This window comes from Psychrosphaera saromensis, assembly GCF_002954545.1.
GTDB lineage: Bacteria > Pseudomonadota > Gammaproteobacteria > Enterobacterales > Alteromonadaceae > Psychrosphaera > Psychrosphaera saromensis.
The window spans coordinates 3,347,576-3,372,229 of the sequence record NZ_MSCH01000003.1; the positions used below are offsets into that span (position 1 = coordinate 3,347,576).

Annotated in this window: 19 protein-coding genes; 8 read left to right on the forward strand and 11 right to left on the reverse strand. The window is 37.9% G+C overall.

All coding sequences use genetic code 11. From position 1 onward, the window contains the following. Nucleotides 1-174: 174 nt before the first annotated feature. Nucleotides 175-2,007: an RNA polymerase sigma factor RpoD gene (gene rpoD, locus BTO11_RS15095; protein ID WP_105053377.1), complete on the forward strand. Its 1,833-nt coding sequence runs from the start codon at nt 175-177 to the stop codon at nt 2,005-2,007. Between the two features lie 215 nt (nt 2,008-2,222). Here the strand turns inward: rpoD and BTO11_RS15100 are convergent, their stop codons facing one another. The 7 genes from BTO11_RS15100 to BTO11_RS15130 form a co-directional block, all read right to left on the reverse strand. Continuing rightward, complete coding sequence (locus BTO11_RS15100) at nt 2,223-3,788, reverse strand: SulP family inorganic anion transporter (protein WP_105053378.1); 1,566 nt, start codon at nt 3,786-3,788, stop codon at nt 2,223-2,225. A 214-nt stretch (nt 3,789-4,002) separates the two neighbouring features. Next, nucleotides 4,003-5,487 (reverse strand): flagellar hook protein FlgE, encoded by a 1,485-nt coding sequence (gene flgE, locus BTO11_RS15105; protein WP_105053379.1) that lies wholly within the window; start codon nt 5,485-5,487, stop codon nt 4,003-4,005. A 74-nt stretch (nt 5,488-5,561) separates the two neighbouring features. After that, nucleotides 5,562-6,245, reverse strand: coding sequence for a flagellar hook assembly protein FlgD (locus tag BTO11_RS15110; protein WP_105053380.1), 684 nt, complete (start codon nt 6,243-6,245; stop codon nt 5,562-5,564). A gap of 11 nt (nt 6,246-6,256) precedes the next feature. Beyond that, complete coding sequence (flgC, locus tag BTO11_RS15115; protein ID WP_105053381.1) at nt 6,257-6,670, reverse strand: flagellar basal body rod protein FlgC; 414 nt, start codon at nt 6,668-6,670, stop codon at nt 6,257-6,259. Nucleotides 6,671-6,672: 2 nt separating this feature from the next. Beyond that, the gene (flgB, locus tag BTO11_RS15120) at nt 6,673-7,071 is read right to left on the reverse strand and encodes a flagellar basal body rod protein FlgB (protein WP_105053382.1); all 399 of its coding nucleotides are present in this window, start codon (nt 7,069-7,071) and stop codon (nt 6,673-6,675) included. A gap of 229 nt (nt 7,072-7,300) precedes the next feature. Then, the gene (locus tag BTO11_RS15125) at nt 7,301-8,128 is read right to left on the reverse strand and encodes a CheR family methyltransferase (RefSeq protein WP_105053383.1); all 828 of its coding nucleotides are present in this window, start codon (nt 8,126-8,128) and stop codon (nt 7,301-7,303) included. 32 nt (nt 8,129-8,160) lie between these two features. Then, nucleotides 8,161-9,087: a chemotaxis protein CheV gene (locus BTO11_RS15130; RefSeq protein WP_105053384.1), complete on the reverse strand. Its 927-nt coding sequence runs from the start codon at nt 9,085-9,087 to the stop codon at nt 8,161-8,163. A gap of 162 nt (nt 9,088-9,249) precedes the next feature. Between BTO11_RS15130 and flgA the strand changes: the two genes are divergently transcribed. The 3 genes from flgA to BTO11_RS15145 all read left to right on the forward strand — a co-directional run bounded on the left by flgA (nt 9,250) and on the right by BTO11_RS15145 (nt 10,801). Continuing rightward, the gene (flgA, locus tag BTO11_RS15135) at nt 9,250-9,960 is read left to right on the forward strand and encodes a flagellar basal body P-ring formation chaperone FlgA (protein WP_181135930.1); all 711 of its coding nucleotides are present in this window, start codon (nt 9,250-9,252) and stop codon (nt 9,958-9,960) included. A gap of 71 nt (nt 9,961-10,031) precedes the next feature. Beyond that, nucleotides 10,032-10,355, forward strand: a complete 324-nt coding sequence (gene flgM / locus BTO11_RS15140) for a flagellar biosynthesis anti-sigma factor FlgM (RefSeq protein WP_181135931.1) — start codon at nt 10,032-10,034, stop codon at nt 10,353-10,355. A 2-nt stretch (nt 10,356-10,357) separates the two neighbouring features. Further along, the gene (locus tag BTO11_RS15145; RefSeq protein ID WP_105053387.1) at nt 10,358-10,801 is read left to right on the forward strand and encodes a flagellar export chaperone FlgN; all 444 of its coding nucleotides are present in this window, start codon (nt 10,358-10,360) and stop codon (nt 10,799-10,801) included. A 95-nt stretch (nt 10,802-10,896) separates the two neighbouring features. On the opposite strand, the gene zipA is transcribed toward BTO11_RS15145, so the two are convergent. Beyond that, entirely contained in the window at nt 10,897-11,982 is a 1,086-nt protein-coding gene (gene zipA / locus BTO11_RS15150) for a cell division protein ZipA (protein WP_219846476.1), read from the reverse strand. A 51-nt stretch (nt 11,983-12,033) separates the two neighbouring features. Continuing rightward, on the reverse strand, nt 12,034-15,501 hold the full coding sequence (gene smc, locus BTO11_RS15155; RefSeq protein WP_105053388.1) for a chromosome segregation protein SMC: 3,468 nt from the start codon (nt 15,499-15,501) through the stop codon (nt 12,034-12,036). A 179-nt stretch (nt 15,502-15,680) separates the two neighbouring features. On the opposite strand from smc, the gene cysZ reads away from it, so the two are divergent. Both cysZ and BTO11_RS15165 read left to right on the forward strand, forming a co-directional pair. Further along, nucleotides 15,681-16,418, forward strand: a complete 738-nt coding sequence (gene cysZ / locus BTO11_RS15160) for a sulfate transporter CysZ (RefSeq protein WP_105053389.1) — start codon at nt 15,681-15,683, stop codon at nt 16,416-16,418. 108 nt (nt 16,419-16,526) lie between these two features. Then, a complete protein-coding gene (locus BTO11_RS15165) occupies nt 16,527-18,176 on the forward strand; it encodes a flagellar assembly protein A (protein ID WP_105053390.1) in 1,650 nt (549 codons plus the stop codon). 105 nt (nt 18,177-18,281) lie between these two features. Here the strand turns inward: BTO11_RS15165 and BTO11_RS15170 are convergent, their stop codons facing one another. Then, complete coding sequence (locus BTO11_RS15170; protein WP_181135932.1) at nt 18,282-20,411, reverse strand: lipoxygenase family protein; 2,130 nt, start codon at nt 20,409-20,411, stop codon at nt 18,282-18,284. A 300-nt stretch (nt 20,412-20,711) separates the two neighbouring features. On the opposite strand from BTO11_RS15170, the gene moeA reads away from it, so the two are divergent. Both moeA and BTO11_RS15180 read left to right on the forward strand, forming a co-directional pair. After that, nucleotides 20,712-22,004 carry a molybdopterin molybdotransferase MoeA gene (gene moeA / locus BTO11_RS15175; RefSeq protein WP_105053392.1) on the forward strand — a complete coding sequence of 431 codons (1,293 nt, stop codon included), beginning with the start codon at nt 20,712-20,714 and terminating at the stop codon, nt 22,002-22,004. Between the two features lie 252 nt (nt 22,005-22,256). Beyond that, a complete protein-coding gene (locus BTO11_RS15180; protein WP_105053393.1) occupies nt 22,257-23,144 on the forward strand; it encodes a patatin-like phospholipase family protein in 888 nt (295 codons plus the stop codon). 106 nt (nt 23,145-23,250) lie between these two features. Here BTO11_RS15180 and pntB read toward each other — a convergent pair whose 3' ends face one another. Continuing rightward, nucleotides 23,251-24,648, reverse strand: coding sequence for a Re/Si-specific NAD(P)(+) transhydrogenase subunit beta (gene pntB, locus BTO11_RS15185; protein ID WP_219846498.1), 1,398 nt, complete (start codon nt 24,646-24,648; stop codon nt 23,251-23,253). Between the last annotated feature and the right edge of the window lie 6 nt (nt 24,649-24,654).

Genomic DNA, 24,654 nt, shown 5'->3' on the forward strand with positions numbered 1-24,654 from the left:
TTTTTTGAACTTAATTCAAATTGGGCTTACTAAATAATAACCAGTAATTTATAGCCAGAATTTAATTCTAATGTTATAATCGCAAGTTCGCTTTTTTAGCCATAACTCTTAATGAGTATGGGAAAATAAGCAATACGATTTTGATGTTCAATAACTAGGTGGAAGATAATCTGTATGGAGCAAACTCCTCAGTCTCAATTAAAACTTCTTATTCTTAAAGGTCGCGAGCAAGGGTACTTAACCTTTGCTGAAGTAAACGATCACCTTCCACAGGATATGATCGATGCGGAGCAAGTCGAAGACATAATTCAAATGATCAACGACATGGGCATAAAAGTGTGTGAAACACCGCCTGATGCTGATGAATTATTAATGCAAGAGCAAACCAGTGACGACGAAGTTGTTGAAGCTGCAGCTGCTGCGCTTGCTACTGTTGAAAAAGAAATAGGCCGAACAACTGATCCAGTGCGTATGTATATGCGTGAAATGGGTACGGTTGAATTACTGACTCGTGAAGGCGAGATTGTAATTGCAAAAAGAATTGAAGAAGGTATTTATACCGTTCAAAAATCGGTTGCTGAATATCCTCAAGCTATCAGCTATTTATTGGACCAATGGGACCAATTTGAAGCTGAAGAAATTCGTTTAAGTGACATCATTGTTGGCTTCTTAGATCCAAACGAACAAGACGTAGCTCCGGCTGCCACTCACGTTGGTTCAGAACTTAGCAAAGAACAGTTATCTGAAGACGAAGAAAGCGATTCAGATGATGAAGACGAAGAAGAAATTGATACTGGTCCAGATCCAGAAGAAGCTCGTGAACATTTTGAAGAATTACGTCGTTTGTACGAAGAGTCAACTTTATCAATTGAAAAGTTAGGCCGCGCACATCCTGATACTCAAGAAAAAATTAAAGCACTTAGCGAACATTTCAGATTATTTAAGTTAATCCCTAAACAATTTGATCGTCTAGTTCGTAATATGCGTGAAATGATGGACCGCGTTCGTGTTCAAGAACGTTTAATCATGAAACATTGTTGTGGTTACGCTAAATTACCTAAGAAAGATTTCATTAAAATCTTCCCTGGTAACGAAACGAAAACATCATGGTTTGATTTACTACAAGCCGGTGGTGATTTAACAGCGAGTCGCTTAAAAGATGTAAATACTGAAGTTCGTCGTAGCATCCAAAAGTTAAAAGAAATTGAAATTGACACTCGATTAAATATTGAATCGATAAAAGATATCAATCGTCGTATGTCAATTGGTGAAGCTAAAGCTCGACGTGCTAAAAAAGAAATGGTTGAAGCCAACTTACGTTTGGTAATTTCAATTGCTAAAAAATACACAAACCGTGGTTTACAATTCTTAGATTTAATCCAAGAAGGTAACATTGGTTTGATGAAGGCTGTTGATAAGTTTGAATATCGCCGTGGTTATAAGTTCTCAACTTATGCAACTTGGTGGATACGTCAGGCAATTACACGTTCTATCGCCGACCAAGCGCGTACAATCCGTATTCCGGTACACATGATTGAGACGATTAATAAGTTAAATCGTATTTCTCGTCAAATGTTACAAGAAATGGGTCGTGAGCCAACTCCAGAAGAGTTAGCTGAACGTATGATCATGCCAGAAGATAAGATCCGCAAAGTGCTTAAAATTGCGAAAGAGCCTATCTCGATGGAAACGCCAATTGGTGATGATGAAGACTCTCACTTAGGTGACTTCATTGAAGATACAACTATCTCATCTCCGGTTGACACAACGACAGCTGAAGGCTTACAAGACGCCACTCGTGACGTACTGTCTGGTTTAACAGCTCGTGAAGCTAAAGTTCTACGTATGCGTTTTGGTATCGATATGAATACTGACCACACGTTAGAAGAAGTTGGTAAACAGTTTGATGTAACACGTGAACGTATTCGTCAGATTGAAGCTAAAGCGTTACGTAAATTACGTCACCCTTCTCGCTCAGAACCACTTAAAACATTCTTAGATGATTAATATTTAAGAATAAGAAAAAACCCACTTAATGTGGGTTTTTTTATGCCTATAATCCTCTTACCAAGCTCCCGACATTAATTAGCTCACCTACGCATAGATTGGTTAACTCGTGCCATTAGAATGAGCCTCACCTCCTTAGCTGTAAGGTATAAAAGCATCAGATACAAAAATGCCGCTAAAGATAGCGGCATTTTACTTTTAAACATCTGAGCTAATTAAGCAAGTTTGTCTGCGACCACATGGTAACGAGGATCTTCGTTAATGTTCATCTCGACGTACTTCTGAGCTTTAACTAACAACTCTCGACACTCTGGGCTAATATGACGAATATGAAGTTTTTTACCTATCGCTTCATACTTATCAGCCAGTCCATCAATCGCATCGATACCTGAGCTATCCCAGATACGTGAGTTTTTAAATTCAATCACTACGTCTTGTGGATCATTTTCTAAGTCAAATAACTCTTTAAAATTACCTACAGAGCCAAAGAACAAAGGGCCTTCTAGTTCGTAAACCTTCCAGTTCTCTTCATCTATATGAGTGCGTGCAAAAATATTTGAAGCATGTTTCCAGGCGAATACCAAGGCAGACACAATCACACCAACAATAACGGCAATGGCTAAATCGGCAGCTACCGTTACACCCGTTACGAGTAGTAAAACAAATGCATCTTCTTTATTTGCACCTCTAAGTATTTTGAATGAAGCCCATTCAAATGTACCTAGAACCACCATAAACATAACACCAACAAGTGCCGCTAATGGGATCATTTCAATCCATTGAGCGAAGAATAAGATAAAGGCTAACAAGACAACGGCAGCGGTAATACCAGATAAACGACCACGTCCACCAGAGTTAATGTTAATCATAGATTGACCTATCATGGCACAACCACCCATACCACCAAAGAAGCCAGTTACTGTGTTTGCAACACCTTGACCAACACATTCTTTGTTACTGCGTCCGCGTGTATTGGTTAGTTCATCAATTAGGGTAAGTGTTAGTAACGATTCAATTAGACCAATCAAGGCAATAATAACAGCCGTTGGTAATATGATGTATAGAGTCTCTAGAGTGAACGGGATCATTGGAATATTAAACGATGGTAATTCACCAGCTAACGTAGCAGTTGCTTTTTCAGCTTCAGGCAACATATCACGTACAAAGTCGATAACAGTACGCGCTTCTAAATCTAGACCGTGTACCGCGAATGTAACCGCCAATATCGCAACTAACGAAGACGGAACCGCAGTTGTTAATTTAGGTAAAAAATGAATGATGGACATAGTGAGTAAAACAAGTCCGAGCATTACATACATCTGACTACCTGTCATCCAATGCGCAATTCCTAATGTATCAAATACTTTAAACTGTCCCATTTGAGCAAGGAAGATCACGATAGCTAAACCATTTACAAAACCTAACATAACTGGGTAAGGGACAAGTCTAATAAACTTCCCTAATTTGAACACGCCAAAGAGTATTTGTATTAATCCGGCTAAAATCACAGCGGCAAATAGATATTGCACACCATACTGGGCAACCAAGGCAACCATAACAACGGCTGTAGCTCCTGTCGCACCTGAAATCATTCCAGGACGGCCACCAATTGCCGATGTAATAAGCCCCATCATAAATGCAGCATAAAGTCCGATCATAGGATCTACACCTGCAACGAAGGCAAACGCTACGGCTTCTGGCACTAATGCTAGTGCAACAGTAATACCGGATAACACGTCATTTTTTACATTTGAATCACTTTTAGTGATCAGATTAAACATGACAACTCCAAATTATTTAGCTGGAAATTTAAATTGGTAAACTGGATATATTTTATCCAGTCGGAAAGGTCGGCGATAATAGCAAATTAAACACTCAAATTCACTACATTAAGTATTTCAGCTTAGTGAAATTATTTCATGACAGGTTAAATATTTAACATAAAAAAAGCCAGTCTATGACTGGCTTTTCTTTGTTACTCTAACTTAACACTAACTATCTAATTTGTAAGATTGTTTGAGTAATGGTTGAGTTAACCTCTAACGCACGTGAACTAGCCTGATAGTTACGCTGTGCAGTGATTAAGTCAACTAACTCATTAGTTAAGTTGGTATTAGATTGCTCTAACGTCCCTGAACTAATTTGACCAAATGTTCCGGTATCAGCTTCACCAGCTAATGCTTGACCAGATGTTTGGCTTTCTTCCCAACTCGTATTGCCGATTTGAGTCAAACCTTGTTCATTGGCAAAACGCGCTAACATGATTTTAGCAATAGGAACTGAATCACCATTTGAATACTTGCCTTCAATTAAGCCTTCATCATCAATAGTAACTCCGCTTAGTCGACCCACCGTTGAACCATCTTGATCTAATGCGTAAAGTTCATAACTTCCTGAGTACTGAGTTAATTCAGACATCATTATAGTAATGACTTGATCTGGGTCACCACCATTAGTTACCGCACCTGCACCTAAATATGGTGCAACAGGAGCTGGTACAATATTCGTTGGATCTGTCGTTGCACCTAAACGTTCACCGACAGGTACTGGAAACGTATCGGTTACTGCAGCACCAGCTGAGTCAAACTGTAATAACATACCACGTTGACCGAGCGAACTTTCAAACACAACACCTGTACCACCAAGAATTGGGTCGTCCTGTAAGTCAACAACTTGAGGGTTACCATCGTCATCCGTTACCGTAGTATACATAATCCAACTACTCGAGTTACCTTGCTCTGCAGCAGGGACTGCAGCTATACCACCAACAAAACCATCTGTTGGTGAGACAGCTGAGGCCGCAGATGCAGCTTCAAGTGACGTAGGGTCTGTTGTTTTAACAAAATACATTTCTTGAATACGGCTGTTACCCAATGAATCATAGATAACCGTTGAAGTTGAATAGTTATACGTATCCGTATCCGCTGGGTCGAAAGCTAGAGGGTCTAAATTATCATCGCTACTGTTTAAATTAAATTCTATATTAATTTCAGAGGTTCGTGTTGGAGCTCCAGCAGTATCTGGAATTTGAATCGACTCAACTGCACTCAAACTTACTGAGCTTGCAGTACCATCATCATTAACAGGATAGCCTTGCAAATAACCGCCATTTGAGTTTACTACATAGCCGTCAGAATCTAATTTAAATGCACCAGCTCGTGTATATGAAAGGTCGGTAGTACTTACGTCATTCACGTCGTTCACTATACCAAAGAAGCCACCGCCTGAAATAGCCAAGTCAAGTGAGTTTTCAGTGAATAACAAACTACCTTGAGTAAATTGTTGCGCAACGTCATTAACTAAAACACCGTCACCATTTGCTGTTTTTGCATTTGTAAAAATTGATGATGAATATACATCGGCAAATTCTGCACGCGACTCTTTAAAGCCGTACGTATTTACGTTAGCTATATTATTCGCCGTTACGTCCAGATCTTTCTGAGCTGCTTTCAGACCAGTTAACGCTATATTAAAAGACATAGAAATTTCCTATACATTGCGGCTACTTGAAGTCGCGTTCAAAATAATTATCAAAGATTAAACAGTTTTACTGGTTAATCTCCAACGGCCAATACATCTGTTAATGTGATTGAGCCTAATCCTTGTAAGTTCAATTCAAGTCCCGTGCCATTTACACCAAGAGTTACTGAACTTACATTTCCGTACGTTAATACCGTTAAACTTTCTGACTGACCAGAAACAAGACCAGTGAATTCGACTGAATATTGCCCTGCTGGCAAAGGATTGCCGTCATCATCAGTGCCATCCCATTCAAAATCCATCATACCGGCACTTTTATCGCCTAACGATTCAGTCTTAATTAAATTACCAGACTCATCCATTATTCGCATATTGACAGTTTGAGCCGCAGAAGGTATCGCCACTTGTCCACTAACACCAGTACCGTCAGAATATGACAATGAGCTATTAACCAGAACATTACGCCCGACTAATGAAGACGCTTCAAGAGCTTGATTCGATGTCATAGATACAGAAAATGCATCAAACTTATCGCCTAAGTCACTGATCCCTTCTGACATAGTGAACTGTGTCATTTGTGAGATCATATCTTCATTGGTTGTTGGGTTTAGAGGGTCTTGCATTGACAACTGTGTTGTTAACAATGCAAAAAAATCAGCTTGCCCCATTTGACCATTGACTTCATTAGTACCAATTTCTTCGTCTTGCCATGTAATGGCATCTATAGCTGCATTGGATACATTATTTGTTATCGCCATAACTATTTACCTTATCTTTGGCCCATTGTAAGTGTCTTACTTAGCATTGTTTTTGCAGCATCGGCAATCTGCACATTAGTTTGGTATGCACGAGATGCCGAAATCATATTTGCCATTTCTTCAACAACATTTACATTAGGCTTGTAGATATAACCGTCTTTATCAGCCATTGGATGATTAGGGTTATGTTCCATCGTTAAAGGAGCATCACTCTCAACAATACCCAATACACTTACACCGGTAGCTTGAGATGACATTGCTTTAGTCATTTCTGCCGCAAATACTGGATGTCGAGCTCGATAAGTTTCATCTACGCTGCTAGATACTGAGGTAGCATTAGCGATATTACTTGCCGTGGTATTTAAACGTATTGACTGGGCACTCATCCCTGTTCCTGATACGTCAAAAACATTATATAAACTCATTATTAATTACCTCCGGTAAGTGCTTTATTCATAGATTTAATTTTTCCATTTAGAAATTCCAAACTAGTTTGATATTCCATCGAGTTTTGCATAAATATATTACGCTCAACTTGAACATCAACAGTATTGCCATCACCAGTATCTGGTTGATTTGGATTTCTATATTTTTGACTTGTGTCAATTTCAACGGATAAATCAAAATGCTTGTCGTGGGTTTTGGACATACGATAGGTATTATTTTTTTGTGCATTAGCTAATGCACTAGCAAAATCCATATCCTTCGCTTTATATCCAGGAGTATCGGCATTAGCAATGTTGCTGGACAGAAGCTCTGCTCGGTCTGAGCGAACTAATAATGCATTCTGATGTATGCCAAACACCTTATCTAAACTAATTGCCATAATTCCTCCACGACTTATTGTTGTGAATTCAAAATGCAATATAAAGGCCAGAAATATATTATTGGGGAATATTTTAATTATTATGATGTTTTTTAGGGGGATAACTTAGATAAAGTAAAGTGTGTAGCCTTTCGCTATACACCTTACTTTTTTATGACTTCAATTTTTAACGTGTTAATACTTGTATGACGGCAACAAACGTTTGCCGTTAGCCGCACCGCTTTCCATACTATTTTTTCTGGTAAACAATACCAGGATTACATCTGATCATATTAAAAGCATCACTTAAGCCAGACATAGACTCAGAAGCTCCTAATACTAGGTAACCATTGGGATTTAACTGCTCTGCAAATTTATTAATAATTTGAGACTTAATATCGGCTGAAAAGTAAATAAGCACATTACGACAGAAAATAATGTCGAACTTGCCTAACAAGTGATAATTATCCAGTAAATTTAAATGTCTAAAATTAACCATTCGTTTCACATCAGCATTAATTTGCATCATGCCATGGCCAGAGTCGGCAAAAAATTTACTTTTACGGTCTGCTGACAAACCTCTAGATAATGCTAACGCATCATATTCACCATTTTTACAGATATCTAACATAGTATTAGAAATATCCGTGCCGACAATTGAGAACATACTGCGGCTATTTACACTGACTTGATTTTTATATTCTTGAATAGTCATGGCAATAGAATAAGGTTCTTGGCCAGAAGAGCTCGCGGCTGACCATATTTTTAATGGTTTCCCCTTATCTAACTCAGGTAATAATTTATTTTTAAGTAACTCATACGGGTATACATCACGAAACCATAAGGTTTCATTTGTGGTCATCGCATCAATAACCGCGGCACGTAATTGACGTTCCGACTGACGCATTGTTTTGTTAACTAAGTCCGTTATTGTCTCGATTTCAAACCGAGCCATTAACGGAGATAAGCGACTTTTAACTAAATACTGTTTATTGGTCCCTAAAACTATACCGCACTGCTGCTCCAAAAAATCACAAAAAACACCATAATCATTATCACTTAAGGTTTTATTACTCACTATATATTCTCTTTACCTGTCAATATACGTTATTACTCATGAAGCCATTTTTGAACAGCGCCTGCTAATTCATCGGGATTAAATTTAGCAATAAAATCGTCAGCACCCACTTTTTCAACCATGGCATGATTAAATACACCACTTAATGAAGTATGCAGAATAACATGTAATCCAGCTAACTTCGGTCTTGATTTCACTTCAGCGGTTAATGTATATCCATCCATTACTGGCATTTCCACATCAGAAACCATTAAACCAATTTTTTCGGTAATAGAATGCTCGCACTGCTCTCCAATCTCTACTAGATAGTCTAGCCCTTCTTTACCATTTTTCTTCGCTACTATTGGAAGACCTACGCCCTCCAAGGCTCTTTTTACTTGATTACGAGCAACAGAAGAGTCATCCACAATTAATATAATACGGTCACCAAGATCTTGAATAATTTCGTCATCAGAAATAACCCCTTTCGACACTCTCGTATCTGAAGGTGCAATTTCCTCTAGAATTTTTTCAACATCCAAAATCTCAACAAGTTCTTTATCAATTTCAGTAACAGCTGTTAAGTAATTAGCTCGACCTGAACCGCTTGGCGGCGGCATAACATCTCCCCAATTCAAATTCACGATACGTTCCACTGAATCGACCAAGAAACCTTGAATTGTACGGTTATATTCAGTAATGATAATAAAACCATCTTCTACGTTTTTGATTGGTCTGCCACCTGTAGCAAGGCCCATATCAATAACAGAGATGGTTTGGCCCCGAATATGAGCAATCCCTTTAACGAAAGAGTTTAATTTAGGCATCGACGTTAATGGTGGGCATTGTAAAACTTCACGAACTTTAAATACATTGATCCCATATCGCTGACGACCATTTAACTTGAACAACAACAACTCTAATCTATTCTGACCGACTAACTGGGTTCTCTGATTCACCGAGTCTAAAATACCCGCCATAAACCTTCTCCATTAAACTAGGAATGATATTTGCTACCATCAATATATCGATGATAACTGTCTAATAAAATCTGACGATTCGCCAGTATTTTGACATTGCTAAGCTTCAAAGCATAGCGCGAACTTAACTATATGATAAAGCATAGTAAAAAGGTGACAAATATGTGGAAAAATATCACAATAATTTACATTATACTCTTTACCACATTAATACTATCAGTTGATGTATCGGCTAGAGGCTATAATTCTTTAGCACATGACGAATTACTAAAAGATGTTATTTCTTACGTAGAACAAGAGTTTAATCCCAATAATGATAAGAATTTAAGAGTGGTAGCTCATCCATTAGACAGCAGAATAGTGGTAAAAAAATGCGAACAACCTTTATCCTTTAGCGTTGCAAGTACACGATCTTTTTCGCGACAATTTCCAGTTAAGGTAATGTGTAATAGAGAAAAAAATCCATGGAAGCTATTTGTGCAAGTTTCAACTTCAGAAATGATTGAAGCTTTAGTTATAAATCAGACTATAGCAAAAGGCACTGTTGTCGATATAGACATGATAGAAATGAAACTGGTAGAAATAAACCGAGTCAGAGATAAAAGCTCTACAGATTTAACCTCTATTCTTGGAGGAAGAGCGTTAAGAAATTTACAACGAGGACATCAAGTTGCTCAAACTGATGTATGTCTGGTTTGTAAAGGTGACGACGTTTCTATCATAGCGAAAAACAGCACCATGATGATTAAAACCTCAGGTACCGCAATTGAAAGTGGTTCAAAAGGTGAGTCAATTAAAGTCAAAAACAACTCATCTAGTAGGATTGTTAAAGGTGTTATTGGTGATTTAAGAGAAATATACGTAAACTTGTAAATAAAATGCTAAAGTTTACGTAACCAGAGCCGATATATCTGGTGAGATAAAATAAAACTATGGGTGTAGTTATGGTAAACAATATAAAAAACAATGGTTTTAATAGCGCTAACAGTGCTGTGTACCAACAAAAAGATCAGCAACTTGAGCAAACTAAGTTAGAGTCTGCTAAACAATCTAGTCAAACTGATTCAATGAAATCTGTTAATAAAGACTCTGTGGCATTAACACCACAGGCTAATCAACTTAAAGAGTTGCAAAAGCGCATTGGCGATACTGATGCATTTGACAGCAAAAAAGTTAATGATATTAAACAGGCTCTTTCAGATGGCCAGTATTCTATTAATTATGATCGTCTAGCATCAAAACTAGCGGCGTTTGAATTCGAGTTATAAAAATGACTGAACAAAATGATTTGTTGACCCAAGTCACTAAACAATTTAACACTCAAAAATTGCGTTTGGAACAAATGCAAAATATATTGGATGAAGAATTGGAAGCGGTGAAAAATAGAGACGGCAACCTCATTTTAGAGATTTCAAAAAAGAAAGAACTTCATTTGGAAGCGATAACCAATGCTGACAAATTATTGAATAATGAAAAATACGTAGAAATTATTAATACTACACCGGAGTTTTTTTCTACGCTTAAAAATGAAATAAATGATTTATTATTGAAATGTAAGCATACAAATGAAGTTATCTATCTAACAGCAACACAGAATCAAATAACCCTATCGAAGGTAAAACAATTACTTATCGGTGGTTCTAAAAACCCTACGTACAATGCTTATGGCCAGAAAAATACAAACTCTTCTATTGGTCCTAGCCTCAAAGCCTAATTGTTAATATTAGGCTTTCAGTTATAACAAAACTTAATCATCATAAATCTAGTTTTTCTAGAGACTAATCCCACACATGAAAGTTAAATTACAGCTCAGAATCTTCTGATACGCTCTACGTAACTTCTCACAATCGCCACATCTAATGGACGCCTTTGATCATCTAAAACTTTAGCTGAGAATTCATCCGCTATTTTTTTAGCCGCATTATGCATCATATTGAAGGTAGGAAGAGGCTCAGCGCTATTAGGCAAGGTCATAAATATAGTTAGCCCTCTTGTCGTTACTTGTTCCATATTATCAATATCGAAGGTTCCAGGGTTGTACATATTAGCTAAGCTAAATAAAATATCACCACGGCCGGTATTATCTTGGTGACGATGGAATAAATCCATTTCGCCATATTTAAATCCTAACGTTACCAACAGAGGTAATAATTTAGCTCCGTCAATTGGCATGCCCTCAGATTTATCGATGAATAACATAAAGACTTCTTGTTTTATGTCTTCCTGTACTTTTTCTTCGACTTTTTCAACTTCAGCTTTTTTAGCTTCAACTCGGCTCGGTTGAGTATCCATATTCTGTTGCTGAGGCTCATCAGTATATTTTTTAACTTCAGGCGCTTCTTTTAGCGTTTCAGGCGTATCAACTAAAATTGATGCAGGTCTGTGTTCAAAGCGTGGCTGTTGTTGCGTCTCTTCTTCATCAAACATATCTGTTGAGATAATAGACGGACCATAATCCTCACTAGCGTCATCTGCTTCATATTTATTGGTGAATGAGTCTTCTGTATCCACACTACTAATATCAATCATCTGTTGCTGCTGCGGCGTATTTTCCAAATCCATTTCATGTTCTTCTACATCTTCAGCAAAGCTTGGCTTTTGCTCATTATGATAGATGGAGTCTAAATTCATTTTTTTAACTGGAATACTGTCAGAAGCTTGTTCATTTTTACGTAACTGCAATTCGCTAAAATTCATTTCCATTTGTTTTAGTTTTAACTTTTGCATTTCTTGTTCTTCAAGTGCAATTACAGGTTCCGCTTCTTCAGCTTCAATTTTTGCATTTTTACGTTCTTCACTGACCGTTCGACGAACAGTCCAGATCCCATGTAAAATCACACTTCCTATTGCTAGCGTACCCAATAAAATCAGCGCTAATCTTAGTTCTTCAGCCATTGCTATTACTTACCTTTGTAATTACTTTACCGTTGCTCTTACATACTATCATTATAAGGCATCTGCCATTTTAACAGCGTCTTGAATATCCACCGCAACTAAACGAGAAACACCAGGTTCTTGCATAGTCACACCTGTTAAATGCGTCGCCATTTCCATCGCTACTTTATTATGACTAATAAAAATAAACTGTACTGTGTCTGACATTTCTTTAACTAATTTACAGAAACGCCCGACATTTGCATCATCCAATGGTGCATCCACTTCATCTAACATACAAAATGGTGCTGGATTTAGTCTAAATATGGAAAATACCAATGATAAAGCGGTTAGCGCTTTTTCTCCACCACTTAACAGGTGAATTGTTGAATTTTTCTTACCTGGAGGTCTAGCCATAATAGTGACACCTGCCTCAAGCATATCATCGGCAGTTAGCGCTAAATAAGCCGAACCGCCGCCAAATACCTTTGGAAATAGATATTGTAGTCCTTCATTTACTTTATCGTAAGTTTCTTTGAATCTCGCTCTTGATTCTCTATCTATTTTTCGAATAGCATTTTCTAAAGTATCTAACGCATTAAATAAGTCATTATGTTGCTCATCTAAGTACCCTTTCCTTTCAGCCTGAACGTCATACTCTTCAATTGCCGCTAAGTTAATAGCTCCCAAACGAGAAATAGCGAGTGTGGTCTTTTCTAGTTCAGCTTGCCATTCCTCTTCATTGGCTTCAGCAGGCATTGATTCCAAAATAGGTTTTAGAGGTTGTTCAATATCTTTTAACGTCTCTAGCATATTTTGTGCTCGTATCCGTGCGCCTTCGCTGTCTAACTTAATTGATTCAATTTCAGATCGCATCGAATCTAATTTTTTATGAATGCCAGACTGACCTTGTTCTAACTGAGAAATTTTCTCGGCAACCAATGCCAATTCATTCTGCTTGTCTAACAAACGCTCTTCGCTTTCCAATCTAAGCAGCAAATACTCTTCAAGCTCTGCTTTTAAGTCTTCAACTGGATTACTACTTGAGTCCAGAGACTCGGTAATTTGTTGCAGCTTAGTTTTCACTTGTTTCTGATGTTGCGTCGCTCTATTAATATTTTGTTGCACTGACTCGTATTGTGAGTCTAACGTTTGTGCTTTCAATGCATATTGATGAGACTGATTTTTTAACACATCTAGCGATTGTTTGGCATTATTTAGCTGATTAACTTTATGCTGTTTTTCCTGCTCTAACTGGTCAAGTTGCGACTGAAGCTCCAACTCTTGATCTTGTTGTACTTCCAATTGCAGCTCTAGTTCTAATATCTTCTCTTGCTCAAGCTCTATCTGCAGAGTCTGTTGCTCGGCATCTTGCGTTAGCTTATCCAGAGAGGTTTGAGCTTGTTGAAATTGTTGTTTAAGTAACCTAGCTTCAGTCTCTAGATTAAGCAGTGCCGATTTAGCATCAGTCACTTGCTGTTTAAATTGGTTCAAGGTCGCTAAGGTTTGCTTCTTCACAGCTAAAGCATCTTCAACTTGCTGAGACATTTGCAGTTTCAATTGTTCAGATTCATCTAACTGAGATTGTAATTGGTTTATTTCATCCAAACGCTGTAAGACATTCACATCACCGCTATTGTTAATCGAGCCAGCACTTTGCCAATTAAGGCCACACCAAACACCTGACTTAGTGATCACACTACTCCAACGTTTAGTTTGCAGTAATACTTTTGCATCCGCTTCCGTCTCTGCGATCGCAACTTGATTCAACCAATCCGGATATACACCCGACTTAATAACTGCAGCGGCAGAATCTACCGGCGCTTTTTCGGTTGACTGAGAAACAAAATGCCCAGACGTGCCTATAGGTAGCTTATTGGTAACATTACTTTGCCCGTGATGGCTCAACAACGTCTCAATAGCAAATTGCCACTGAGGTTGCACATTCAATTGTGTTAACAAATCACCAACTAATTCAATACCTTGACTATTTAAGTCAGCATCATCAACTTGTCCGGCATTCGACTCATACTCTTGTTGCCACTGGCGTAAGCTCTGTAATTTAATCGATAAGTTATTGCTGGTTTGCGTGATCTCTTGCTGTTGATCACTAACTTGTAAAAAGTCATTTTCTGCTTGCTGATAAATACCATTTTGTTCAGCTTCTTTTTGCTCAAGTTGAGCTAAATCAGTTTGGCTGATGGTTATTTTTTGGCTGTTTTGCTCCAACAGTTTTTCAAGTTCAAGCACATCCATTGACTGGATTTCTGCACTGATGTTTAACAATCGCTGTTTAAAACCAGAGATATTTTGCTCTATTGCTTGCAACTTAGTTTGAATTACCTGGCTTGATTGACTGGAATTAGCCGCACGACGCTGCTGAGCTTGCCAGCCTGCTTGCCATTTTTCGTACTCTTCTTCACTTTGCAGTAACGTTTCTGTTGCTTGTTCAATTTGCTCAGCCACCAACTCAACCTCTGGAGCAAAGGTTTCTTTTTGCTCTAAAAGCTCTTCAAGTCGTTCTTGTTCAAATCCTGAATGGGTTTCAGATTGTTCTAAGTTATCTTGTAGTTGTTGTAATTCATCTTGCTGAGAAAGTAATTTCTCTTGAGTGAAAACAATTTGTTGTTCTACTCGAGTAATTTGATTACCAACTTGATACATAGACTGTTGATTAGCTTGTACCTGATCTGATAGCTCTTGATGTTGCTCTTTCAGCTGCAACATTCCTAACTCACCGCCTCGTTGCTCAGCGATAAAAGCTTCTAGTTCTGTTTCTTTTTCTAATCTATCTTTTTCAAACCGGTTTAATTGTTCATTATATTTATGCCATTTAAGCGCATATAACTCACCTTTGTACTGTCTTTCTTTGGCTTTTAATTGTTTAAAACGTTTTGCTGTAGCGGCCTGGCGCTGCAACTTGTCAATCTGTACCGACAGCTCTTGCCTAACATCTTCTAAGCGTAATAAGTTTTCTCTGGTATGTTTTATCCGAGTTTCTGTCTCTCGACGACGTTCTTTGTACTTTGAAATACCTGCAGCTTCTTCAATAAAAATACGAAGCTCTTGTGGCTTAGACTCTATCAGTCTGGAGATCATACCTTGTTCTATAATGGCATAACTTCTAGGACCAAGACCTGTCCCTAAGAAAATATCTGTAATATCACGTCTGCGACATTTAGTGCCATTTAAAAAGTAACTCGACTGCGCGTCTTTAGTAACCTGACGTTTTATTGAAATTTCATTACGACTGGCAAAATTGCCTTGTAATTTGCCATCCGAGTTATCAAATACCAATTCTACACTGGCCAAAGAAACGGGTTTCCGATTGGTAGACCCATTAAAAATGACATCCGTCATTGAGTCACCACGTAAGTTTTTGGCTGAGCTTTCACCCAACACCCATCTTACCGCGTCAATTACGTTTGATTTGCCACAACCATTTGGCCCGACAATAGCCGTCATTTGATCTGGAAATGGCACCGTAGTGACATCCACAAATGATTTAAAGCCAGCAAGTTTTATTAGTTTTAGGCGCATGAGAAAAATATAGAAATATGAATGAGTTATTATTGTTAATTACATTTTAAATAACGATGTAATTAACCCAATTTAGTTGTGCAGACTGTAACAGATAATGTTGTAATTTGTAACATTCTAATTATTGCATCGACGTATACCTGCCTTATACTACAACAAATTCACTTGGATACATCATCATGACATTTACTGACGGCGTTAAGTTTTTTCTATCAGGCTTCAGTCTGATCCAAACTAAAGGATTAAAACGTTTTGTTTTAGTGCCTTTGATTGTTAACTTTATTCTTTTTAGTTTCGCTATAGGTTACTTATTATCTGAACTAGGTTTGCATATTGATGAGATGATCAGCTACTTACCAAATTGGTTGAGTTGGTTAGGCACACTTATTTATCCTGTTGCTTTGTTTATATTATTATTTCTTTTTAGTTTCTTTTTTACCACAGCCGCAAACTGGTTAGCCGCGCCATTTAATGGTGTATTGGCAGAAAGAGTCGAACAACATCTCAGTGGACAAAAGCCAGACAGCGATAACTTTGTTGCCATTGTTAAAGCGATTCCGCACACGCTGTCACGTGAATGGCAGAAATTGATTTATTTTATCCCTCGTTTTATTGGTTATTTTCTAGTGGGGTTAATCCTGCCTGGGATAGGTCAAATAATTTGGTTTCTGTTTATAGCCTGGGTATTAGCCATTCAATACTGTGACTATGCATTTGATAATAATAAATACAGCTTTGAATATATGCGTCATGTATTACGTCAAAATAAGGCCGCATGCTTTGGCTTTGGCTCTATGATCTCGCTCTTTACTATGGTGCCTATTTTAAATTTACTGGTAATGCCAGTGGCAATTTGCGGAGCAACCGCCATGTGGGTTGAACATTTAAAACAACAAGTGGAACAAAAAAATGGATAAACTTGTTATTTATAATATATTTATATTAATGAGGGCTTTACATTAGTTAGCTATAAGATTTATGTTAAACACTATAAAGCTTGTTACGTCTTACTATTAAGGTGTCAATTGCAAAATTCTGAATATAAATTCAATGACAAACAACTCACTCTAATCATTACTCTAACTAAAGACTCAGAGGCATTGGAAGAGTCCGTTATTGTTAAACAAATACAACACTCTGAGTATTCATCTTTAAGCATATTGCATGAGCATATAAAAAGCTTTGTGCAAACAGCTAATACAAAGCTCGCTGGCATAAAAAAAGATAAGCTAGCTGACACCAAAGTCAATGCGGTAGTGGCCAAGGCAATTGATGCAAAAATAAACATATTACTCGCTGAAGATAAAATGTCTGTTACCGCCCACGTGGTAACTGGAGTTGGTGGCAAATTGTTAGATTTAGAAACCATTAAACAGTCTTGCCTCGACGCCGGTGTCCGATACGGTTTGAAATCCTCTTTAATTGATGAATTACTCTTACAGTGTAAAAATTCAGTACCTGGTTCATCCATCGAATATACCATTGTTAAAGGCATGCCCGTCGTTCATGGCCAAGACGCTTATTTAAAACCTAGAGTTGAATTATTCTCAGAAGCTTGTCGTACTCCCAAAGTAGACTCTGAGGGGCGAGCTGACTTAAAAGACTTAGGTAATATAGAAACCGTTGCGGTGAATCAAGCCGTGTTAGAAAAAGTACCACTAACAACGGGTAAAGAAGGCATTGATATTTATGGTGACAAAATTCCAGCCACATCTGGTAACGATGTCAAATTCTCTATTAATGACAGTGTAAGAATTAGTCCCAAGAACCCCAATATTTTACTTGCCACCAAAAGTGGCTTAGTGCGCTTTGACGGTAAAGATTTGATTATTGATGATGTTTTCACCCTACCTGAACTTAACCCTAAAAAAGGTCATATTAAATTTAAAGGTAGTGTGATCATTCAAGGCGATGTGTCACCGGACATGCACCTGACTGCCACTGGCGATGTATTTATTGGTGGGTTTGTAGAGTCTGCAGTTATTAAGTGTGGTGGTGAATTAACTATAATATCTGGTGCATCAGGTCGACTTATTGAAGGTTCAAAGAATGAACATCACTATACTTGTGTTCTACAATCTGGCGGACAAATTAATTTAACGTTTGCCAATCAATGTGAAATTACAGCAAAAACGATTGTTAGTGTAAAAAAACAATTAAGCCACTGTAACGTTGAAGCAAATAGTGTTGTGGTTGGTCAAGGTGATAGACCGAGTGGATTGATCACGGGCTGTAGATTCTTCCTGTGTAAAACATTAGAAGCGGGTGTTATAGGCACGGAATCTGATGTGCACACCGACATTAGTATGAATCGTACTTATGATATTTTTATTAATAAAGAAATCGAACTTGCCGATTGGATCCACGAGATGATTTCTCGCTTAGAAGGTGTAGAAAATGATTACAACAATACACTCGATCCCGATAAAAAGCATAAACTAGAAAACGCATTAACCAAACTACAGTCAAAAGTAGAAAAGTATACTGGATACCGTAACGCTTTAATTGGCAAACGCCGTGAATATATGGAGATGGTATCGGTAACTGCTAACTCTAAACTTTATCCAAAAGTCTCTGTTGTTATTGCCGAACACTCCCTTATTACTAAAGTAGAAAAAGGGCCATCCGTGATCAAAATAGAAGATCATGAATTTAAAGTGCAACCTAAAACCTAGTTTTAAAAACTTAAAATTAAAAGCCCCAAATAAAAAAACGTAAGCCACTTATGTAGCTTACGTTTTTGACTTATATGCCCACAAATCTATATAACGATAGACCGATTAAATACTAATGCTATTTGGTATTTGTGATGGTAACTGGAATGGATATTCCATCGGCCTACTTCTATTTCTACGAGTGATCGTCACTTCAATTTCAGCTAATTCTTCTTGAAACTTACTTAAGGCAAACGTTAATCGTCGGTCTTTAAAATAAGGAATTTTAGGATCTTCAGAATAATGACCGAACGTATCGTATTGAACCCCACTTAAAAGATACTCAAACAAGAAGGTATACATAGAGACGTCTAACGGCGGGTACCAAGCTAAACAATCCTGCTCAGACGCTAAAGCCGTATTCTTACCTGGAGCCGGTTGATAAATAGTTCCGGCAACACTTGGCATATAAGACATCAGTGGATATTGGGCATAGTTAACAGATGCATGTTGTGGTCCAGCAATATAAATGATTTGCGCGATGATCTTAACCAAATAATCTTTGTCGTCAATTACATAAGGTTGCTTTGGATTGCCGGTTGCTTTTAATCCTCGCATCCCTGTTACCTTGGCATAATTTGGCGAAACTAATTCATTAACCCATGCCTGTAATTCGTTATCTTGTAACATATCGTCTTGGCTTGGATAATAAAGAGAAATATAACTTTCAACCCATTTATTAACGGTTTGCCAAAGAAGCTTTGTATCGTCTCTAAAAGGAAAGTTTGGAATATCCGCCACTCCACGGATATCAAATATACAGTCTGGATTATTGTCATCAAACTGCCAAGCCAAATGTGCTTGGCGAACCAACTCCCAAGTATCTTCTATTTTAGGACCAACATTGGTTGCCACCACCCCACCAGGAATGATCAAACTGTGCAAAGCACTGTTGTTGATATTAATGGTAAATCTAAAATGAGGCTTAAGTAAGATCATAAGTGGATGATTGTCAGAAAGCTTTCGATTAGTCGCAACAACCATAGGGTCTAACGTTAAATGGCAATCGCCTAAATGAGCTACAGATTCATGCTGAATTGCACAAGATACATTGACAAAATACTTAGCGATACGCCATTTATAGTGATGTTGATCATCGGCATTAGCTGAGTCGGTTGGTGTAAATATTGGAGCGGTAACTTCATCAAATTTTTGTTGTAACTGAATAGCAACCGGTTGCATTACACCGTGGTCTTCTGCCGGAGGATAACCCGCAGGCGAATCATTATTTAAGTAAAACAATGCAATTGGTGCTGACAAATAACGTTCTTCACCATGTACTGGTGTGGTTTCGGTACCATCTAACATAGCGTAATCCACAACAAATAACCGCTTTTGCTCAGCAGCTTGCTGCAAGGTTACATTAGCGATTCCAGTTTCTTGTTGTAAAATGGCGTCAGTTACTGGCATTTTTGCCAATAAACTAGATAATTCTACAATTTCAGTACCTGCAGGTTTGGTTAACTGAACACCACGTAAGTTGGTTGTATTAAATCCTGCGATTTGTAAGTAACCAAAAAACCAATCTTGCATACAAGGTTTTTCATCTCCGACCATCCAGTCTTGCTGAGGTATCGTTAGCATCTCAGGCAACGAAAGTGTTTCAAATAAGTCTTCATAATCTTGTATAGATTGCGCTTGCAAATAATCTCGGCCGCTTTCAGTACTCAACACGTTAAATAGTGTGTTTTTTAATATTTCAGTCGGGCCTTTTTCTATTGCATCTTCGGCTAAGTCTTTTAATCCATTTAATGCTTTCTCTAAATCTTGAGGTAAATGACTAAGGCTTTTAAATGCCTCAGGTAAGTCGCCAAGAACACTAAATATAGATTTAATTGCTTTTATATCTTCACCTATATGGCGAATATCAATACCGTCACTAAGCTCATCAATAGCTTGTTTCAATTCATCCATGCGCTTAGTGGATATGTCGTCTGTTATTTGTTTTCTAAATAAACGCTCAGTCACCACAATTAAATTTTCTACCATGTTTTTAAACACTGGGAGTAATTTAATTGCATAAGCTGTACTAAATTTTTCCTGCTCTGGTAAGTCGGCAGAAATTGGAACACCTTCCATATACGAGGTCATATAGTTATAAGTTGTATGCGCCATTGAGAGTTGGAACTCTCTTTTTGTTCTTTGCTCTGCATCATCATGCTGCGGTAAGCTTGGTATTGTAGACTTGGTGCTCATTAACATTTCCTTATAGGTGAGTGCTCAAAAGTGAGAATTTAAAACTGTGCATACTATTTAGTTTTTGCTAAATGCTAATTACCAACATTAAATCAATAAGATGAATAAATAATGTACTGAACGTGTGCATATTACAATCACTATGTTTGGTTTTAATGACATCCTCAATATTCATATCGTGTACCAATAAAGCAGATTGGGATATGATGAAATTTCAGCAAGTAAAATTAAACTAAGTAAAGCCCAATAATAATTACAATCCGTTACTTAAAACCGTATTTAAACCTAAAAGGGAACACCATGAACGACTGTTACAATGTACCTAACTTGATGCCTTTTGAATTAGCAAAAAGTACATTATTAACTAACGTAAATATGATCACAGAAACTGAGTTTATTGCTATTCAAGATGCCGACCAGCGTATCCTTGCTAAGCCAGTTACTTCCCCAATCCAAGTCCCAGCCCACAATAATTCAGCAATGGACGGTTATGCGATAAGAGATGACTCTTTGCAGGCAGGTTTAACAGGAAACTCAACACCATTAAAGCAATTCAAACTTGTCGGTATATCTATGGCTGGCAGCCCTTACAAAAGTAAATTAGGTGGTACTGAATTAAATAACGGTGAATGCATTCGAATTATGACAGGCGCTGTCGTGCCAAATTCTGCTAATGCGGTCATTATGCAGGAGAATGTTAGCAGTCAAATCAATCCCGAAACTAAAGATAAACAAATCACCCTACTGCACCCAACAAAATACCAAGCTCATATACGTTTTGCTGGGGAAGATATTCAACAAGGACATGTATTATTTGATACGGGATATTGTCTTAAAGCGGTTGATATCGGTTTATTATCTTCATTAGGATTAAGTCAAATTGAAGTATTTAGGAAATTAAAAGTTGCGGTGTTATCTACAGGCGACGAACTTAAAATGCCAGGCCAACCTTTACAAGAAGGTGATATTTACGAAAGCAACAGTCAAATATTAATTGCCATGTTACAACGCCTAAATATGTCAGTTATTCCTCTTGGTATTATAAAAGACGACAAAACAGCCATAACCAATGCGTTTATCAAAGCAGACCAAGAAGCTGATGTCGTTATTAGTTCAGGTGGAGTCTCGGTTGGTGATGCAGATTATACCAAAGAAGTGTTAAGTGAAATTGGTACTGTCGACTTTTGGAAAGTTGCGATTAAACCTGGAAAACCATTTGCCTTTGGCAAACTAGATAACAGTGTATTTTTTGGCTTACCAGGTAACCCAGTATCAGCGGCGGTTACCTTCCACCAGCTTGCGGTTCCTGCATTAAGATATATGGCGGGGGCTAATGCGACAGCAAACACTCAGTTAAATGCCACCACAACCAGTAAAATCAATAAAAAAGCTGGAAGGATGGATTTCCAACGAGGCGTAATGTCGGTTAGCGAACAAGGTAATTTACAGGTAACGCCTTTACCCGCACAAGGTTCAGGTATTTTATCGTCTATAAGTCGGGCTAATTGTTACATTATACTTGCGCAAGAAAACCAAGGACATCAAGCTGGAGATACAGTCACTATAGAGTTGTTTGATTCTATTATTGGCTAATTGTGGGGCATAGTTTATTGGAGCTTAATCTATTAGCCTTAATCTATTAGCCTTTATCTATTAGCCATAGTTTATTAAAACCAAATGAATTAAATAATAAGGCCGTATGTTAATCATTCTATTTTTTTGAATATTAACTTCACCTCTTTCAAATAGCTTTAACATCACGGCCATATTATTATCTTTGTGCCGTAATTAATCGGCATTATTCATACATTATTATTCATACATCAATAAGCGTTACGAGATTTCATGAAATTAGTACAGGACATACAGCTTAATCACACAACCCCCATCCATGGACTAGGTTTAGTTGCTGAAGGTGGTGGACAACGTGGCGCTTTTACAGCCGGTATTTTAGATTACTTACAGATAGCTAACTTTAACCCATTTGAAATTCTTATTGGAACCTCAGCGGGGGCACAAAATGTAGCAAGCTTTGTGAGTAAACAAAAAGGTTATGCTTACAGTTTAATCCATGATTTAACCCGTAATGATAACTTCTTTAACCCATGGCGTTTTTTCAGTAATAACAACATCATGGATCTCGACTGGTATTTTAAGCAAATTGAAAAGAAAAGTTATCAATTTGATTCAGCCCAAGCGAATAACAATGCACAAAACCGCAAAGTGCGTTTTACCGCAGCTCGCTCATCCAGACTAACCACTAAGTTAATAAACCCGGTAGAAGATGGCTGGTTAAATTCATTAAAATATTCAAGCTCAATACCTTACTTGTATGACGGAGGCAGTTTTTTAGATGGTGGCGTAAGCGCTCCAATCCCAGTCAATGAAGCCTACAAACTTGGTGCTAAAAAAATACTGGTGATCAGAACTACAGATGGCTCTGAAGATGTTATTCCAAAACAGATCAAGCAATTTAAGCCTTTACTGTGTACCAATAATCGGTGCCCAAGGTTTATCAAAATATTATATAAGTACGAAAGCGCTTATCAACGAGCTGAGCGGTTTATTAAAACACCTCCTAGCGACGTTGAAATAATAACGCTAAGACCGCTTAGACCATTGGCAACCAAAGTATTAGGTAGCACAGAACAAGACATAGTTAATGATTACAAATATGGATTGGAAATAGGTAAAGCGTTTATCGAAAACCAAGCCAATAGCTTGGTGCTATAAACGGCATTCACGGTTAAATGTAAACAAAAAAGCCGTGAAGTTATTCACGGCTTTATCAAATGCTATTTTTAAACGTTTTCTTTTATAAGCTTGTTTTTATAAAAGTTTAAAGAGCGGCAACAACCGCACTCAATGTGTCTTTAGCGTCACCAAATAACATTTGTGTATTGTCTTTAAAAAACAAAGGGTTTTGCACGCCTGCGTAACCAGTTGCCATACTGCGTTTTAATACTATCGATGTTTTACCATTCCAACATTCAAGTACTGGCATCCCAGCTATTGGGCTGTTTGGCTCATCAAGTGCGGATGGATTTACAATATCGTTAGCGCCAATGATCAAGGAAACATCAACGTTATCAAAGTCATCGTTAACTTCATCCATTTCAAAAACAATATCGTAAGGTACCTTGGCTTCTGCCAGCAACACATTCATTTGGCCAGGCATTCGTCCTGCAACTGGGTGTATTGCAAAACGAACATTAATACCTTTATCACGTAATTTCCCAGTGAGCTCGGACACAACTTGCTGCGCTTTAGCCACAGCCATTCCGTAACCTGGAATGATCATTACTTGTTTCGCATTATTAAGTAGATCAGCGGTTTCAATTGCCGTAGTTGTTATTACTTCACCTTGCTCTTGCTCTCCTGCTGACGATGCTTTTGTGCTCGCGCCAGCACCAAAACCACCAGCAATAACAGATAAGAAGTTCCTATTCATTGCTTTACACATAATGTAACTCAAAATAGCACCGCTTGAGCCAACAAGCGCACCAATAACGATTAACAGATCATTGTTCAACATAAAGCCTGTAGCGGCTGCAGCCCAACCTGAATAACTATTTAACATAGAGATAACCACTGGCATATCAGCACCGCCAATCGCCATAACCATATGAATACCAAAAACTAGCGCAATAGCTATCATAATGATCAGAGGTAACAGACCACCACCAACTGCAGACTCAGCCACAAATTGTTGACCAAACCAAACCACGGCAACCAATAATGCGAGGTTAAATATATGACGTCCTGGTAAAGTTAATGGCTTGCTACCTATACGGCCGGAAAGCTTACCGTAAGCAGTGACTGAGCCTGAAAAGGTAACAGCACCTATGAGTACACCAACATACGTTTCTATGTCATGAATGGTTAAATCAATTCCAGTAAAACTAGATGAGGCATCGGCAAAGTTAGCATAACCCACCATAATAGCGGCCAACCCAATTAAACTGTGCAAAATAGCAATCAGCTCTGGAATTTCGGTCATTTGTACGCGCCTAGCTACTAACATTCCGATGCTACCGCCAATTAACAATGCCACGAACAACTCAATATAGTTATGGCTAACCACGCCCAAAACGGTAGCTAAGAGCGCTATAACCATTCCAGAAATGCCATACCAATTGCCCTTACGAGCAGTTTCCTGATTAGATAACCCGCTTAAAGCGAGAATAAAAAGAACCATCGCAGCAATATACGCCACGGTTACAATACCTGTACTAATCATGAC

Excerpts from the sequence above, each read along its gene's own strand:
- BTO11_RS15100 (WP_105053378.1), bottom strand. The coding sequence starts at position 3,788 with ATGTTTAATCTGATCACTAAAAGTGATTCAAATGTAAAAAATGACGTG.
- moeA (WP_105053392.1), top strand. The coding sequence starts at position 20,712 with ATGAACGACTGTTACAATGTACCTAACTTGATGCCTTTTGAATTAGCA.
- flgB (WP_105053382.1), bottom strand. The coding sequence starts at position 7,071 with ATGGCAATTAGTTTAGATAAGGTGTTTGGCATACATCAGAATGCATTA.
- zipA (WP_219846476.1), bottom strand. The coding sequence starts at position 11,982 with ATGGCTGAAGAACTAAGATTAGCGCTGATTTTATTGGGTACGCTAGCA.
- BTO11_RS15110 (WP_105053380.1), bottom strand. The coding sequence starts at position 6,245 with ATGGCGATAACAAATAATGTATCCAATGCAGCTATAGATGCCATTACA.
- cysZ (WP_105053389.1), top strand. The coding sequence starts at position 15,681 with ATGACATTTACTGACGGCGTTAAGTTTTTTCTATCAGGCTTCAGTCTG.
- BTO11_RS15145 (WP_105053387.1), top strand. The coding sequence starts at position 10,358 with ATGACTGAACAAAATGATTTGTTGACCCAAGTCACTAAACAATTTAAC.
- BTO11_RS15130 (WP_105053384.1), bottom strand. The coding sequence starts at position 9,087 with ATGGCGGGTATTTTAGACTCGGTGAATCAGAGAACCCAGTTAGTCGGT.
- flgA (WP_181135930.1), top strand. The coding sequence starts at position 9,250 with ATGTGGAAAAATATCACAATAATTTACATTATACTCTTTACCACATTA.
- BTO11_RS15180 (WP_105053393.1), top strand. The coding sequence starts at position 22,257 with ATGAAATTAGTACAGGACATACAGCTTAATCACACAACCCCCATCCAT.
- flgM (WP_181135931.1), top strand. The coding sequence starts at position 10,032 with ATGGTAAACAATATAAAAAACAATGGTTTTAATAGCGCTAACAGTGCT.
- rpoD (WP_105053377.1), top strand. The coding sequence starts at position 175 with ATGGAGCAAACTCCTCAGTCTCAATTAAAACTTCTTATTCTTAAAGGT.
- smc (WP_105053388.1), bottom strand. The coding sequence starts at position 15,501 with ATGCGCCTAAAACTAATAAAACTTGCTGGCTTTAAATCATTTGTGGAT.
- BTO11_RS15170 (WP_181135932.1), bottom strand. The coding sequence starts at position 20,411 with ATGAGCACCAAGTCTACAATACCAAGCTTACCGCAGCATGATGATGCA.
- flgC (WP_105053381.1), bottom strand. The coding sequence starts at position 6,670 with ATGAGTTTATATAATGTTTTTGACGTATCAGGAACAGGGATGAGTGCC.
- flgE (WP_105053379.1), bottom strand. The coding sequence starts at position 5,487 with ATGTCTTTTAATATAGCGTTAACTGGTCTGAAAGCAGCTCAGAAAGAT.